Genomic DNA, 14,831 nt, shown 5'->3' with positions numbered 1-14,831 from the left:
CCTCATTCGCCGACAGGTGAGGAGCCCGACGCGGCCTCCTCGGCGGCTGCTGCGGTACGCGTACCCGCCCGCCGCTTCGCGACCCAACCCTCGACATTGCGCTGCCGCCCGCGGGCGACACCGAGATCACCGGCCGGCACGGCCTCGGTGATCGTCGAGCCGGCAGCGATGTAGGTCCCGGCGGCGACCTCGACCGGTGCGATCAGGGTCGTCCCGCAACCGATGAAGCTCGCCTTGCCGATCAGCGTCCGGTGCTTGGCCACCCCGTCGTAGTTGGCGACGATCGTGCCGGCCCCGACATTGGCCCGCTCGCCGATGGTGGTGTCGCCGATGTAGGACAGGTGCGGCACCTTCGCCCCCTCGCCGATGGTGCTCGCCTTCACCTCGACGAAGGCACCTGCCTTGGCCCCCGCACCGAGTTCGGCGCCCGGCCGCAGGTAGGTGAACGGCCCGACCACGGCCCGCTCCCCGATCACGGCCAGATTGGCCTCGGTCCGGATCACCGATGCCTCGGCCCCCACCTCGGTGTCGTGCAACCGGGTGTCGGGACCGATCTCGGCCCCGTCACCGACGGTCGTCGCGCCGGACAGGATCGTCCCCGGCTGCAAGGTGACGTCGATCCCCAGTCCCACATCGGCGGTGATCCGGGTGCTCAGCGGGTCCACGATCGTCACCCCGGCCTTCATCCAGCGGACGAGCTGGCGTCGGTTCGCCTCGCGGTCCAGCCGGGCGAGCTGCTGCCGGTCGTTGACCCCCTCGGTCTCCCAGGGGTCCTCGGTCACGTACCCGCCGACAGGCAGGTCCCGGCTCACCGCGTACCCCAGAACATCGGTCAGGTACTGCTCACCCTGGGCATTGGAGGACCCGAGCTGGGCCAGACCGGCCCGCAACAGCTCGGCGTCGAAGACATAGATGCCGGAGTTGATCTCGTCGATCTGCTTCTGGGACTCGTCGGCATCGCGATCCTCGACGATCTCGACGATCCTGCCCGAGGCGTCGCGGACGATCCGCCCGTACCCCGTCGGATCGGGAACCCGGGCAGTGAGCACGGTCACCGCATTGGCCGCGGTACGGTGCTCGCTCACCAGTGCCTGCAGGGTCTCGGCACTCAGCAGCGGTACGTCGCCGTAGGTGACCACCACCTCACCGCTGAACTCACCCATCGGGTCCAGACCGCATTTCACCGCATGTCCGGTCCCGTGCTGCTCGGCCTGCAGGGCCGTCGTCGCCTCCGGGGCGAACTCGTGCAGGTACTCACTGACCTGCTCGGCCAGGTGCCCCACGACCACGCTGAGGCGCTGCGGGTGCACACCATTGGCCGCGTGCACCGCCCAGCCGAGCATCGACCGGCCGGCCACCTCGTGCAGAACCTTCGACTTCCGCGACTTCATCCGGGTGCCCGCACCTGCGGCCAGAATGATCAGTGCCGCCACTGGCTGCTGATCGGGGGATTCGCTCACGCCTTCTCCTCACGGACCGGTTCCGAACCTGCACGATCCTAACGCGTGTGCCCGGCCGGTGCTTCGCACCTTCGAGCGGTCCGCGTCATGGCAACCCGCTGTGCCCGGTGTCGGCTCGGCGCGCCACCGTACCCAATTCGTCAGCAGTCATGGCCCCCTGGGAGCCAGCTGGGCGGCGAAAGTTGCCGAAGGGATCCCCAAGGTGACAGGCGGCCGAGGACCGAGGGACGCCCCCGATTCTCCGCAGGTCTGCGGTCTCGTCAGAAGCGTGCCGACAGCGGCGTCGCGACCAGCTCGGTGGCCGCACGAGTGGCCGCGGTGGCAGCCTGCACGAGACCCTGCCCCTCGGCGAGCAGGGTGGCGAGCACCCCGACGAAATGGTCGCCGGCACCGGTGGTGTCGACGACGTCGACCTTCTGGGTCTCGATCCGCTCGATCCGGCCGTCGGCGGCGACCACCGTACCGTCCCCGCCGAGGGTCATCACCACCGAGGTGGCGCGTTCCAGCAGCCGGTTCACGAGCACCACCGGGTCCTCGCTGCCGGCGCCGGCGTAGAACCTCGCCTCACCGGCGTTGACCACCAGCGGGTCCGCGCTCGCCAGCAGCTGGGGATCGAGCTCGACCGCCGGGCTCGGGTTCAGGATGAACCGTCGGCCGTGACCCCGGCTCCAGCCGGCAACCGCCTCGGTCACCTCCAGCGGAGACTCCAACTGGGTCAGCACGACCTGCGGGTCGAGGGCGTCCAGGGCGGCCACCACCTGGTCGGCGCTCAGGTCGTGATTGGCCCCGGCGATCACCACGATCCGGTTGTCGCCTGCGGCGTCGACCTCCACGATCGCCCGCCCGCTGACGGTCGGCGAGGTCGTCACATGGGTCACATCCACACCGGCCTCGGCCAGCGCCCGAGTCATCAACCGTCCCGCATCGTCGTCACCGACGACCCCGACCATCGCACCGCCGGCGCCGGTGGCCCGCGCCTGGTTCGCTCCCTTGCCACCGGGGCGTTCGGTCAGTCCGCGGCCCATCACCGTCTCCCCCACCTGCGGACGGCGATCCACCGTGACCACCAGATCGAGGTTCAAGGTGCCGACGACGGCGACGGGTACGGACCGATCAGGCATGACACTCCTTTGCGCAACGAACCCACCCTGAGGTCGATCAGGGTGCAACCGTGCGCACAGACTCGCGGAGAACAGCGGATCGGCGCAACACACACAGGTGGCTCCCCGGGTAGGAGTCGAACCTACGTCGCTTGTCCTGATTCAAAGTCAGGCGGGCCCTGCCGGCAGACCAACCGGGGAATGATCGACCGGCAGCTTAGCGTGCGTCCGGCCTCCGGACACCTTACGTCATCCGGCACACTGGGCCCGATGCCATCGCGAACCACCGATCCCCGCGGTCGCCGGCCCCGGATGACCCGGGCCGAGCGCCGCGAACAGCTGCTCGGTCACGCCCGCTCGGTCTTCGCCGATCACGGGTACGAAGGTGCCTCGGTGGAGGAGATCGCCGCTCGCGCCGAGGTCTCCAAGCCGATCGTCTATGAGCACTTCGGCGGCAAGGAAGGCCTCTACGGCGCGGTCGTGGACCGGGAGATGAGCCTGTTGTCCGACGGTATCCGCACCGCATTGGACCCCAGTGTCGACGACCCCGATCCCGCCGAGCAGGTGGTGAGTGACGTCGAGTCCCGGGTGCTGTTGGAACGCGCCACACTGGCCCTGCTGGACTACATCGAACGCCGTCCCGACGGTTTCCGGCTGTTGTCGCGCGGGTCCGGGGTGGGGCAGGCCTCCGGCTCGTTCGCCACCATCTTGTCCGAGGTCGGCAGCCAGGTCACCGATCTGTTGGCCGACGCCTTCGCCGAGCGCAGGCTTGACCCGCAGATCGCGCCGATCTATGCCCAGATGCTGGTCGGCATGGTCGCGATGACCGGCCAGTGGTGGCTGGACGAGCGCCGACCGAGCAAGGAACAGGTCGCCGCCCATCTGGTGAACCTGGCCTGGAACGGCCTGTCCGGGATCGAACGCAGGCCCCGACTGACCGAGCCCGAGCGGGTACTCAGGCGACGCTGATCACTCGCCCACCGGTGAGTTCGCGCAGTTGCTCGAAGCTCAGCGCCATCACCGTGTGCGGATGTCCGGCAGCGCTCCAGATCGGGTCGAACTCGGCCAGGGTCCGGTCGATCACGGTCGGCACCGGCTGCGGATGCCCGATCGGGGCGACGCCACCGATCACCTGACCGGTGACGCTGCGTACCTGCTTGGCGTTCGCCATCGCCACCGACTCCGCACCCAGCTCCCGGGCCATGACCTCGGTGTCGACCCGGTGCGCTCCGCTGGTCATCACCAGGGTCGGCACCTCATCGATCACGAACAGCAAGCTGGCGATCGCTCCCAGCGGGCAGCCGATCGCCGTCGCTGCCGCCTTCGCGGTATGGGCCGAGTCGGGCAGCACCACGGTCCGGGCCTCCACCCCGGCTGCCGCCAGCTGCGCACGGACCGGTTCACTGCCCCGCGGGATCGGCACCTGCTCGTTCACCAGCAATCTCCGTTCATCGTGTCTGCGGTTTCAGGGGGTGGGGCGGGGAAAGCTGAGCATCAACCGCCGCAGCAGGTCGGCCACCTCCTGGCGTTCCTCCTCGGCCAGGCCGGACAACAACTGGTCCTCGATCCGGACCAGGTCGACCAGTGCGCCGTCGACGGCCACCCGCCCCTTCTCGGTCAGCGCCACCCGTACCCCGCGTCGATCGGCCGGATCCGGTTCCCGGCTCACCAGCCCGCGGGCAGCCAACCGGTCGATCCGATTGGTCATGGTCCCGGAGGTGACATGGGTCTCGGCCAGCAAGCGTCCCGGGGAGAGGACATAGGGCTTGCCGATCCGCCGCAGTGCGGCCAGCACGTCGAACTCCCAGCCGGTGAGCTCGTGGCCGCTGAAGGCTGCCGATCGGGCACGGTCCAGCTGCTGGGCCAACCGGCTGACCCGGCTCATCACGTACATCGGCGTCAGGTCGAGATCGGGCCGTTCCCGGGCCCACGCGTCGACGACGCGATCGACCTCGTCCGACTCCATGGCATCACCCTAGAGGTAACCGCCAGCGATTCCGGTGCACTGTGCCATGGAACACTGATCTGATGGACGTCTCGACGTGGTCCGCGGCGACCCGCCGGTCACAGCTGTCGGAGGCGATCAGGCGTTCACGACGCTACGCCGGCAGCTGCCCCCGGCGGGCGGGTCCTGGTCGTCGGTCGAGGACTGAGAACTCACCCGAGCAGGCGGGCTCCGGGCACCGGCCCGGTCACCCGCCGTACCCGATCCGGAGGAAGGGAGCGCGACAACCGCCCGGAGACGTCGATCGCGGCGGACTCGTCGGCACAGAGGAAGGCACAGGTCGGTCCCGATCCGGAGAGCAGACCGGCCAGTGCCCCGACGTCCACTCCTTCGGCCAAGGTGTCGGCCAGTTCCGGGCGCAGGTCGAGCGCAGCCTCGGCCAGGTCGTTGCGCAGGGAGTCGGCCAGTTTCGTCACCGGCCCGGCGGTGAGCGCCGCCATCAGGTCGTCGGGGACCTCCAGTTCACAACCGTCGGGCCGCAGTTCGTCGAAGCGGCGGTAGACCTCGGCGGTGGACAGACCGCTCTCCCCGAAGACCAGCACCCAGTGGCGCCGGCCGCGGTTCAGCACCGGCACCAACTCGGTCCCCCGCCCGGTGCCGATGGCCGTACCTCCGAGCAGGGCGAAGGGGACGTCACTGCCCAGCTCGGCGGCGAGTGCACGGATCTCGTCGGCGTCGATGTCGATGTCCCACAGCACCGAACAGGCGAGCAGCGCCCCGGCGGCGTCGGCTGACCCGCCGGCCATGCCCCCGGAGACCGGGATTCCCTTACGAATGGTGATCGCCAGACCGTCGGTGTCGATCTCGAAGGTGTCGGCCAGCAGTTGCGCGGCCTGCACCGCGAGATTCCGCGGATCGGTGGGGACGTGTTCGGCGCCGAGACCGGTGACCTTCACCGAGATTCCGGCGGCATCGGTCGCCTCCACCTGCAGTTCGTCGAACAGCGACACAGCCTCGAAGACGGTGGTCAGCGGGTGATAGCCGTCATCGGCCCTGGGACCGACGGCCAACGCGAGATTGATCTTGGCCGGAACGCGGACCGACACCCGGTTGCTGACCACTTGGGAAACCACGGGGTCAACCTATCCGTTCGGCGATCCGGGCGAACCCGGCGATGTCGATCGACTCGCCCCGCGCCTGCGGATCCACCCCGGCCTCGGTCAGCGCCTCGGCTGCTGCGGCGGAGCCGCCGAAGAGCCCCGACAGTGCCGAACGCAGCATCTTCCGCCGCTGGGCGAAGGCGGCATCGACGACGGCGAAGACCTGCTGTCGGGTCGCGGTGGTCGGCGGCGGGTCATGGCGGCCCAGGCGGACCAGCCCGGACTCGACATTGGGTACCGGCCAGAACACCTTCGGCGGCACCGTGCCCACCCGGCGGGCACGGCTGTACCAGGCGATCTTCGCCGACGGCACACCGTAGGTACGCGAACCCGGCGGCGCCGCCAGCCGATCGGCCACCTCGGCCTGCACCATCACCAACCCGCTGCGCAGGCTGTCGAACCGCTCGAACATGGTCAACAGCACGGGCACCGAGACGTTGTAGGGCAGATTCGCCACCAGGGCGGTCGGCGCCGGATCGGGCAGGTCGGTCACGGTCAGGGCATCGGCGGTGATCACCTGCAAATGCGCCGACGGCAGCCGTTCGGCGACGGTCTGCGGCAGCAGTCCGGCGAGTCGATCATCGATCTCGATCGCCGTCACCGGGTGACCGGCCTCCAGCAGTCCCAGCGTCAGCGACCCGAGCCCCGGTCCGATCTCCAGCACCGGTTCGGCCGGGGTCAGTTCGGCGGCAGTGACGATCCGGCGGACGGTGTTCGCGTCATGGACGAAGTTCTGGCCGCGCTGTTTGGTCGGCCGCAGGTCGAGACCGGCAGCGAGCTCCCGGATGGTGCGGGGATCGAGCAGGGCGGCTGGCATGCAGATGACCCTAGTTCACCAGTGGTCGATGCGAATGGCATCGGTACGCCGTGCGCGGCGGGTCGCCGATCCGCGCGGGGTCTCGTCCGGAGCGCGATGACCCAGGGCGATCGCGCCGGCACTGGCCTGTTCGTCCGGTACGCCGAAGGCCGCGCGTACCTGTTCGATCCCACGGACCCCGAAGAGCGCTGCGGCGAGATCGTTGTCGGCGGCGGCCAGCAGCAGGTTCTCGATCACCGCACCGGCATCGACCCACCACCAGGGAACCTCCCAGACCGCATCCACGCGACGCCCCTTGTCCGGTTCGGCATAGCGACGGCGATAGCTCAGCTCACTGGTCCAGACGGTGATGATCACCGGTGCCTGCCGCATGTCGTCCAGCCACCTCGAGCCTCGCTCACCGGCGCTGACCTGCCAGAACCGGTCCGCCTGTCCCCCGGTGAGGGCCAGCAGGCTCACGCCCTGACTGAATCCGGCCGACGGTGCCCGCAGACCGGCCTCCAACACCGCGCTGAGTTGATCATCGGCGACCGCCCGGGGATCGAACCGCCGGATCATCCGCCGCCGTTGCAACACCTCCGAGAACTGCATCACCACGCCCCGCCGAAGGCGGCGAAGGTGTTCTGGGTCAGCCGGTGGCACAACTCGGTGAGGTCCTCGCCACGCAGTTCGGCCAGGAATCGCACGGTGTACGGCATCAGGTACGACGCGTTCGGCCGGCCGCGCAGCGGCATCGGCGTCAGGTACGGCGCATCGGTCTCGGTCAGCAGCCGGTCGGCCGGGGTGATCCGGGCGGCCTCGCGCAGCGCGTCATTGGGTTTGAAGGTGACCGGGCCGGGGAAGGACAGCCAGGCACCCCGGTCCAGACAGGCCCGGGCGAACTCGGCGTCACCGGAGAAGCAGTGCATGACCACCCGTTCGGGAATCCCCTCGGCGTCGAGTACCTGCAGGATCTCGGTATGCGCATCGCGATCATGGATCACCAGCGTCAGACCGAGTTCGTTGGCCAGCGCGATGTGCTCGGCGAAGGAGACCTGCTGCAGCTTCTGCAATTCGGGTTCGCGGGTACGGAAGTGATCGAGCCCGGTCTCCCCGATCGCCCGCAGCCGGGGTCCGGCGGTCTCGGCCAGTTCCCGCAGCGCGGTCAGCTCGTCGGGAAGTCGATCACCCAGCCGTGCGGCATCATTCGGATGCAGGGCGACCGCGGCGACCACCTCCGGGCAGCTGTCGGCGATCTCCAGCGCCCATGCCGAACCGGCCAGGTCGCAACCGACCTGCACCAACCTGGTGACATTCACCTCCGCGGCCCGGGCGATCGCCTCGGCGGGTTGCAGACCGCTGTGGTCGCGGGTCGAGTCCAGGTGGGTGTGGGAATCGGCCACCGGCGCCGGCAGCGGCTCGGGAGCCTCCGGCAGGGTCGTTCGATCAGCCATGCCGCCCACTGTAGGGGCGGGGCGGTGGCCGATCACCGACTGTGGGCTCGACTCCTCAGGCCTCCGCGCGCACGGTCTCGATCGGCGGGAACTCCTTCTTCGCGCTCCGGCCGATCCGCGACATCATCCAGGCGTCCAACCCGGCGCCGAGGAAGCCACCGACGAACGGCACGCCCTTGCCCAGGCGGGTGAGGAACTTCTCCCCCACACCGCGCAGCAGCCGGAACCCGACGGCCTTGTTCACGATCATCAGCGCAGCCGGCGGCAACCGGCGCAGGGCGAAGGAGGCCAGCTGCCCACCCGGTGCGGTGACACCGGCCTTCTTCAGCACGTCGTCGGCATCCGAACCGGTCAGGGTCAACAGGATCGCGGTACGTACCCGGTCGTCGGTGAGGTCGTAGCCACGGAGGTGGGCGACGGCGGCGATCATCCGTACCGCCTGGACGTAGAACTCGAGCACATTGGCCGGCAGCGCGACCGGCATGGTGACGAAACCGCCGAGTCCGGTGACGAAACCACCGGCAGCCCCGCGGCGGGTGGAGGTCTTGAGGATCTTCTTGATCGCGGCATCGACGTCACGGGTCCCGCGACGCGCGCTCTCGGCGAATGCCGAGGCCGACTTCAGCGGTCCGCGACCGTCGATGCCGACAGCCAGCACGGTGTCGATGACCTTCTCGATCGCACCCGACCGGTGCCCGTCGGCCGCCTCCTGCAAGGCGGTACGGGTCTCGGCGACCTCTTTGCGCTTCGGACGGAACAATCCCATTGCTGACCCCTTTCCTGAGGACGGACCATTCTCCCACGGCCGCGATGCGATGCGTCAGTGGCGCTGCCGCAGCACCTCCGAGTACAGGGCATTCTTCGCCAGACCGTGCCGCTGGGCCACCTCGGCGACTGCCTGTTTGGTCTTCATCCCCTCACCGACCAGCTCGGCGACCTCGGTCGCTGCGCCCGGCAGGTCCTCGGCCACCGGGGCCGCTCCGGCGATCACCACCGTGATCTCCCCGCGTACCCCCTCGGCCGCCCAGCCGGCCAGTTCACCGAGGCCGCCTCGGCGTACCTCCTCGTAGGTCTTGGTCAGTTCCCGACAGACCGCTGCCGGTCGGTCGGCGCCGAAGGCCTCGGCGGCATCGGTGAGCATCTCGGCGATCCGGTGCGGGGACTCGAAGAAGACCATGGTCCGCGGTTCGGTCGCCAGTGCCTGCAACTGGCGCTTGCGCTCACCGGCCTTCCGGGAACAGAAACCCTCGAAGCAGAACCGGTCCACCGGCAGCCCGGAGACCGCCAGGGCCGTCAGCACGGCCGATGGACCGGGTACCGCGGTGACCGGCAGACCTGCCTCCACCGCGGCCCGGACCAGCCGGTAACCGGGATCGGAGACGGTCGGCATCCCGGCATCGCTGACGACCAGCACCCGCGCTCCGTCCGAGAGTTCGGCGATCAGCCGATCCACCCGGGAGGCCTCGTTCTGGTCGAAGTAGGAGATCACCTTGGCCTCGGTCTGCACACCGAGCCGTTGCAGCAGGGCGCGCAGTCGACGGGTGTCCTCGGCGGCGATCACATCGGCGGTGGACAGTTCGTGACGCAGCCTCGGCGAGGCGTCGTCGACTGACCCGATCGGGGTGGCGGCGAGGATCAACACGGCCCCAGCATCCCACTGGCGAAGGTGGCCTCGCCGCCTAGTATGTGCGGCGTGACTGCCACCGCCCTCGCCGAACGGCCGCTTCCCGCCGATCCCGGTGACCGGTCCCGGAGCACCGTGGACCGGTTGGGCCGTTCGATCGCCCGGACCGCCTATGCGGGTCATGGCCTGTTCACCTGGGCGGTCACCGCCGCGATCACGCTGATCGCCTTCGTCCTCCGGCTGGTCGGTCTGGGCCATCCGAACAAGCTGATGTTCGACGAGACCTACTACCCCAAGGACGCCTGGTCGCTGCTGCTCTACGGCTACGAGCGGAGCTGGCCGGAGGATGCGAACCAGCAGATCGTCAACGGCAATGTCGACCTGATCGCCACTGCCGAGGGTTCCTACATCGTGCACCCGCCGGTCGGGAAATGGATGATCGCCCTCGGCGAGGCGGCGTTCGGGATGAACAGCTTCGGCTGGCGGATCTCGGCCTGTGTGGCCGGCGCACTGCTGGTCGCGGTGGTGATCCGGATCGCCCTGCGGCTGTCTGGTTCGCTGCTGGTCGGGGTGATCGCCGGGCTCTTGCTGACTTTCGACGGTCTGGCCTTCGTGATGTCGCGAATCGGGTTGTTGGACATCTTCCAGGCCCTGTTCACGATGCTGGCGATCGCCTGCATGCTGGCCGATCGGGACTGGTTCCGCGGCCGGCTGGCCGACTGGCTGACCCAGCACAAGCTGCCCGACCTGGGAGGCCGGTTCGGTCCGCTCCTGCTCTGGCGGCCGTGGCGACTGGTGGCCGGCATCTGCTGGGGGCTGGCCATCGGCACCAAATGGAGTTCGCTGGTCGTGCTGGCCGGGTTCGCCCTGCTGACCCTGTACTGGGATGTCAGTGCCCGGCGGCTGGCCGGCGCCGGCTCCCGGGCCTGGTGGGGTGTGTTGCGCGACGGCATCCCGGCGTTCGTCTACCAGGTGGTGGTGGCCGGGGTAGTGTACGTCGCCAGTTGGTGGGGGTGGCTGACCAATGACGGCGGCTGGGGCCAGGACAAGAACCCGAACAGACTGCTCGCCCTGTGGGAGTACCACAAGGAGATCTGGGGCTTCCACAACGGCGACTACATCAGGTCGCAGACCCACACCTACAACGCCGACCCGATCACCTGGCTGGTGATCGGTCGGCCGATCGGCATCGACGCGCAGAACGACATCTCCCCCGGCACCCAGGGATGTCCGCCGAACATCGACGAGAACTGCATCTCCGTCATCTCCGGCATCGGCACCCCGATCCTGTGGTGGACCGGGGTCCTGGCCCTGGTTGCCGCCGTCGCCTTGTGGATCTTCACCCGGGACTGGCGCTTCGCCACCCCGGTGGTCGGCCTGGCCACCACCTGGTTGCCCTGGTTCCCGAACTCCGACCGGCCGGTGTTCTTCTTCTACGCGATCATGATCATCCCGTTCACCGTGATCGCGCTGGCGCTGGTGATGGGCATGCTGCTGGGCCCGAAACCGGACCCGGGCGATCAGCGTGCCACCCGTCGCCGTTCGATCGCCGCCACCTGCTGCACGGTCTTCGTGATCCTGGTGATGCTCAACTTCGCCTGGCTGTACCCGGTGCTGACCGACGAGGTGATCCCCCGCTCTTCGTGGCAGGCACGGATGTGGTTCAGCAGCTGGATCTGAGCGATTCGTCCCGGCGAGGACTGGCACCGGGTTGTCCCGGTGGAGCAGGCTGGGGACCGTGACCGCCTATCCCCCACGCGTACCCGAGGCCGGATCGGACCAGCACCGGGTCTGGAACTGGGCACACAACCGGGTGCTTAGCGAACGGCCCGAGCCGTACCGTCCTCGCACCGAGGTCGAGTTGCAGGGCCTGCTGCGCCACGACGACCGCCCGGTACGGGTGGTCGGCTCGCGACTGTCCAATGGTGACCTGCTCGCCGGCGGCAGCGGACTTCTGGTCAGCCTCGACGCCTTGTCCGGACTGGTCTGCCTGGACCAGGACACGGCGACATTCGGCGCCGGTACGCGCCTGCAGCAGGTCTTCGACACCCTCACCGAGCATCAGCGGATGTTGCAGGCCTCCCCCGGGGTGATCGCCGAGCAGAGCCTGGCCGGGGCCCTGGCCACCGGTACCCACGGTCAGGGTCTGGGTCAGAGCACGCTGTCCGACGAGGTGGTCTCCCTGCGCCTGGTCGATGCCGCCGGCCGGGTCCGTGAGGTGCGCCGCGGCGATCCCGATTTCGGTGCCCATCTGGTCGGGCTGGGTGCCCTCGGCGTGATCACCCGGGTCACCCTGCGGACCGTCGCGCACCGGGTCTTCACCTGTCACAAGGATGCGGTCGCCGCCGACACGATCGGCCGGGACCTGCCGCGGTGGAATGCCGAGTGGGAGTTCTCCAAGGCCTGGTGGTTCCTCGACGACGACCGGGTGCACGTGTGGAACGCCGCACAGGCCTCACCGGCCGAGGTCGCGGCCTGGCGGCACAACGGCCGGGAGCTGCTGAGCGGATCGGTCGGTGACGAACAACTCAACGCCACCGTGGATGCGACCCTGGCCCGGATGCGGGCCGACACCGTCCGGGGCGCCGATGGTGAGCGACGCCAGTTCCGTACCGTCACCCGCTTCCGGGACTTCGCCACCGTCACCGGGGACGTCTACCAGGTGTTCTGCCGCGGGATCGCCGTACCGCAGATCAACACCGAGATCGGTGTCCCGCTGGCCGATGCGCCGGAGATCCTGGCCGACTTCGGCGATTGGTATCGACGCGAACGCCCGCATCTGCACTATCCGGTGATCCTGCGATCGACCGGCGGCTCGCAGGCCTGGCTGAGCCCGGCCCATGACCGGGAGACGCTGTTCTTCGGTTTCGTCGTCTACTACGCCGACGACGGGTCGCTGAACCCCGAGGGACTGGACTTCCTGCGGGCGGCCGAGCGCCGCCTGGCGGCAGCCGGTGGCCGTCCGCACTGGGGCAAGTACTTCGATTCCGGGCTCTACGACTTCGCTGCGATCTATCCCCGGTGGGAGGACTTCCATCGTGTCCGCCGGGAGCTCGACCCGGCCGGGAGGTTCGTCAACGACTGGCTGGGCGGGCTCCTCGATGATCATCGGCGGGTTGCATGAGTGCCTGGGTGACCCTGCTCACCAATGCCGACTACCTTCCGGGGCTGCGGGTGCTGCAGCGGTCGCTGACCGAGGTCGGCAGCTCCCACCCGCTGGAGGTGATGATCACCGCGCAGGTGGACGAGCAGGTACGGCTGGAACTGGATGATCTTGGTCTGCCGTGGCGCGAGGTGGCCCCACTGGCGCCGCCCGGGCACACCGCCGGAGCCTATGCCGCGGGCCGTTTCGACTCGGTCTGGACCAAGTTGGCCGTCTGGTCGCTGACCGATCACGAACGGGTGGTGTTCCTGGACAGCGACATGCTGGTGCTGCAGCCGATGGACGAGCTGTTCGACCTCGACCTGGCCGGCGACAACCTCGCCGCCTGCCACGCCTGTCGCTGCAATCCGCTGCGGATCGAGAGCTACCCGCCGGACTGGCGGCCGGAGAACTGCTTCTACACCTGGTGCGATCGCTCCGGCCGGGGATCACCGCCCCCCTCGGCGGGCGCCTACTTCAACTCCGGGGCGATGGTGCTGCAGCCGAGCGAGACCACCATGGCGAGGATCGTCGATCGTCTGCAGGCGATCGACGACCTGTCGCGGTATCCGTTCCCCGAGCAGGACCTGTTGAACGAGATCTTCGACAACTGGGTGCAACTGCCGTGGTACTACAACGCCTTGAAGACCCTGCCCACTCAGCACCCGCAGTTCTGGCGCGATGATCAGGTACGCAATCTGCACTACATCCTGGACAAACCCTGGCAGACCCTGCCGGCGCAGGACCATACGCCCTTCGCCCGCTTGAACTCCTGGTGGTGGCGCTGCCACGACCGGGCCGTGCGCAGCTGAGGCACCGCGGCCCTCAGTCGCGCAGCGGCGGGGTGTTCAACCGGGTGATGAACGGGATCGGGCCGATCGCTGCCGAACGCAGCCGCTTGGACAATCCGTTCGCGGTGACACCGCGGGCCGGTCTCCATGGCAGTTCACCGGCCCGGGAACGGCCGAGCACCACATCGGCAAGTTGCAGACCGGCAGCCGTGCCCAGGCTCAGCCCGTACTGCCCGAGGCCGCTGGCGGTGAGCACGGTCTCCCCGCTGAGACTGGCCGAGCCGACCAGCGGCAGGGCGTCGATGCTGCGGGTCGTGGTGGCCGACCAGCCGTGGGTGATCCGGTTGTCGGGGAACCTGCGGCCGACCCAGTCGAGCAGCTGGGTCGCCGCACCGCCGCGTTGACCGACCACCAGATGTTCGGCGTGCCGGGCCAGGACGGTCTGCGGCCGGTCCAGCACCTGCAGCTCGCGGTGCGGGAAGGTCTCGGTCCGGAAGGCCACCAGGTGCCACTGTTCGGTCCGTACCCGAGGTCGCAACAGGGCCCGGTCGGCCAGCGGTGCGGAACTGGCCAGGATCACCCGTCCGGCGTGCAGTCGTGCACTGCCGGTCTCCACCGTGGCCATCCCCCGACGGACCCGCAGTCCGGCGAGCTGGCCGGGCACGACCCGTACCCCCAGGTCGATCGCGCGCCGGGTCAGCGCATCCAACCAGCGGGTCGGGTCGATCTCCCCACCATCGACGACGACCAACTCCGGGCGCAGCGGGAAGGGCAGACCGGAGCGGTCGTCGAAGTCGACCCGCAGACCGCCGATCCGCAGCGCACGGGCGATGAACCTGAGCTGGAAGGCCCACTGGCCGTCGAAGGTGGAGAGCCCGAAGTCGCGCTGCTCGACCTTCACCCCGAGGTCACCGGCGCTGGTCTCCAGATGCTCGGCCGCCCGAGCCAGCTGGGCGACCCAGCCGCCGACGGCGGGCTCGCCGTGCAACAAGCGGATCTGGTGCGGGTCCTCCCCGTGCAGCGGTGTCGACCAGCCGGGCAGGGCCGCCGATCGGGGTCGGCCGTTGCTGAGCAGGGTCACCGTCGCGCCGGCCTCGGCTGCCCGTACCGCTGCGGTCAGACCGGTGAAGCCCGTACCGACGACGACCAGATCTCGGTGATCACCGGAGGCCGGATGCGGATCGGTGGTGAGGAGTTGCGGTCGCCCCCAGGGCGGCATGCTGAGGAACTGGGCACGCGAACTCACACCTCGAACCCTATCGAGAACGGCCAACCTCTCCGCCCTATCGGTGCATACGTCCCGAGCCACGGGATGCGCTCGGGCGCGGATTCTGGTTCGCCGCCGTGCTGGGCGCGCAA

15 protein-coding genes and 1 tRNA gene are annotated in these 14,831 nt (G+C 69.2%); 4 read left to right on the top strand and 12 right to left on the bottom strand.

Features of this window, described 5'->3' with window-relative positions; translation table 11 throughout:
- Window positions 1-2: 2 nt before the first annotated feature.
- From glmU to CLV29_RS00485, 3 genes are all read right to left on the bottom strand, one after another.
- Window positions 3-1,460, bottom strand: a complete 1,458-nt coding sequence (gene glmU / locus CLV29_RS00495; RefSeq protein ID WP_133753148.1) for a bifunctional UDP-N-acetylglucosamine diphosphorylase/glucosamine-1-phosphate N-acetyltransferase GlmU — start codon at window positions 1,458-1,460, stop codon at window positions 3-5.
- Window positions 1,461-1,720: 260 nt separating this feature from the next.
- A complete protein-coding gene (locus tag CLV29_RS00490; protein ID WP_133753147.1) occupies window positions 1,721-2,581 on the bottom strand; it encodes a ribokinase in 861 nt (286 codons plus the stop codon).
- Between the two features lie 98 nt (window positions 2,582-2,679).
- A tRNA-Gln gene (locus tag CLV29_RS00485) sits at window positions 2,680-2,761 on the bottom strand.
- A gap of 69 nt (window positions 2,762-2,830) precedes the next feature.
- Between CLV29_RS00485 and CLV29_RS00480 the strand changes: the two genes are divergently transcribed.
- Complete coding sequence (locus CLV29_RS00480; protein WP_208292694.1) at window positions 2,831-3,529, top strand: TetR/AcrR family transcriptional regulator; 699 nt, start codon at window positions 2,831-2,833, stop codon at window positions 3,527-3,529.
- Here CLV29_RS00480 and CLV29_RS00475 read toward each other — a convergent pair.
- The 8 genes from CLV29_RS00475 to rsmI form a co-directional block, all read right to left on the bottom strand.
- On the bottom strand, window positions 3,516-3,995 hold the full coding sequence (locus tag CLV29_RS00475) for a YbaK/EbsC family protein (protein WP_208292693.1): 480 nt from the start codon (window positions 3,993-3,995) through the stop codon (window positions 3,516-3,518). The genes CLV29_RS00480 and CLV29_RS00475 overlap by 14 nt on opposite strands.
- A gap of 30 nt (window positions 3,996-4,025) precedes the next feature.
- Complete coding sequence (locus CLV29_RS00470; protein ID WP_133753146.1) at window positions 4,026-4,526, bottom strand: MarR family winged helix-turn-helix transcriptional regulator; 501 nt, start codon at window positions 4,524-4,526, stop codon at window positions 4,026-4,028.
- 191 nt (window positions 4,527-4,717) lie between these two features.
- Window positions 4,718-5,638 (bottom strand): 4-(cytidine 5'-diphospho)-2-C-methyl-D-erythritol kinase, encoded by a 921-nt coding sequence (locus CLV29_RS00465; protein ID WP_243831645.1) that lies wholly within the window; start codon window positions 5,636-5,638, stop codon window positions 4,718-4,720.
- A 4-nt stretch (window positions 5,639-5,642) separates the two neighbouring features.
- The gene (rsmA, locus tag CLV29_RS00460) at window positions 5,643-6,482 is read right to left on the bottom strand and encodes a 16S rRNA (adenine(1518)-N(6)/adenine(1519)-N(6))-dimethyltransferase RsmA (protein WP_133753145.1); all 840 of its coding nucleotides are present in this window, start codon (window positions 6,480-6,482) and stop codon (window positions 5,643-5,645) included.
- Window positions 6,483-6,497: 15 nt separating this feature from the next.
- A complete protein-coding gene (locus CLV29_RS00455) occupies window positions 6,498-7,073 on the bottom strand; it encodes a nitroreductase family protein (protein WP_133753144.1) in 576 nt (191 codons plus the stop codon).
- The gene (locus CLV29_RS00450; RefSeq protein WP_133753143.1) at window positions 7,073-7,915 is read right to left on the bottom strand and encodes a TatD family hydrolase; all 843 of its coding nucleotides are present in this window, start codon (window positions 7,913-7,915) and stop codon (window positions 7,073-7,075) included. Before CLV29_RS00450 ends, CLV29_RS00455 begins: the two co-directional genes overlap by 1 nt.
- A 55-nt stretch (window positions 7,916-7,970) precedes the next feature.
- Window positions 7,971-8,681: an EcsC family protein gene (locus CLV29_RS00445; RefSeq protein WP_133753142.1), complete on the bottom strand. Its 711-nt coding sequence runs from the start codon at window positions 8,679-8,681 to the stop codon at window positions 7,971-7,973.
- A gap of 54 nt (window positions 8,682-8,735) precedes the next feature.
- Window positions 8,736-9,557, bottom strand: coding sequence for a 16S rRNA (cytidine(1402)-2'-O)-methyltransferase (gene rsmI / locus CLV29_RS00440; protein ID WP_243831644.1), 822 nt, complete (start codon window positions 9,555-9,557; stop codon window positions 8,736-8,738).
- A gap of 117 nt (window positions 9,558-9,674) precedes the next feature.
- Here rsmI and CLV29_RS00435 point away from each other — a divergent pair, with 117 nt between their 5' ends.
- The 3 genes from CLV29_RS00435 to CLV29_RS00425 are packed head-to-tail and all read left to right on the top strand — an operon-like array spanning window position 9,675 to window position 13,493.
- A complete protein-coding gene (locus CLV29_RS00435; RefSeq protein ID WP_392508965.1) occupies window positions 9,675-11,219 on the top strand; it encodes a dolichyl-phosphate-mannose--protein mannosyltransferase in 1,545 nt (514 codons plus the stop codon).
- Window positions 11,220-11,277: 58 nt separating this feature from the next.
- Window positions 11,278-12,663 carry a D-arabinono-1,4-lactone oxidase gene (locus CLV29_RS00430; protein ID WP_208292692.1) on the top strand — a complete coding sequence of 462 codons (1,386 nt, stop codon included), beginning with the start codon at window positions 11,278-11,280 and terminating at the stop codon, window positions 12,661-12,663.
- Entirely contained in the window at window positions 12,660-13,493 is an 834-nt protein-coding gene (locus tag CLV29_RS00425; RefSeq protein ID WP_133753139.1) for a glycosyltransferase family 8 protein, read from the top strand. Before CLV29_RS00430 ends, CLV29_RS00425 begins: the two co-directional genes overlap by 4 nt.
- Before the next feature lie 13 nt (window positions 13,494-13,506).
- Here CLV29_RS00425 and CLV29_RS00420 read toward each other — a convergent pair whose 3' ends face one another.
- Window positions 13,507-14,718 carry an NAD(P)/FAD-dependent oxidoreductase gene (locus tag CLV29_RS00420; RefSeq protein ID WP_133753138.1) on the bottom strand — a complete coding sequence of 404 codons (1,212 nt, stop codon included), beginning with the start codon at window positions 14,716-14,718 and terminating at the stop codon, window positions 13,507-13,509.
- Between the last annotated feature and the right edge of the window lie 113 nt (window positions 14,719-14,831).

The organism is Naumannella halotolerans (assembly GCF_004364645.1).
Taxonomy (GTDB): Bacteria; Actinomycetota; Actinomycetes; order Propionibacteriales; family Propionibacteriaceae; genus Naumannella; species Naumannella halotolerans.
Note: the sequence above shows the minus strand (reverse complement) of the source record. Positions and strands in the feature narration are given on the sequence as shown.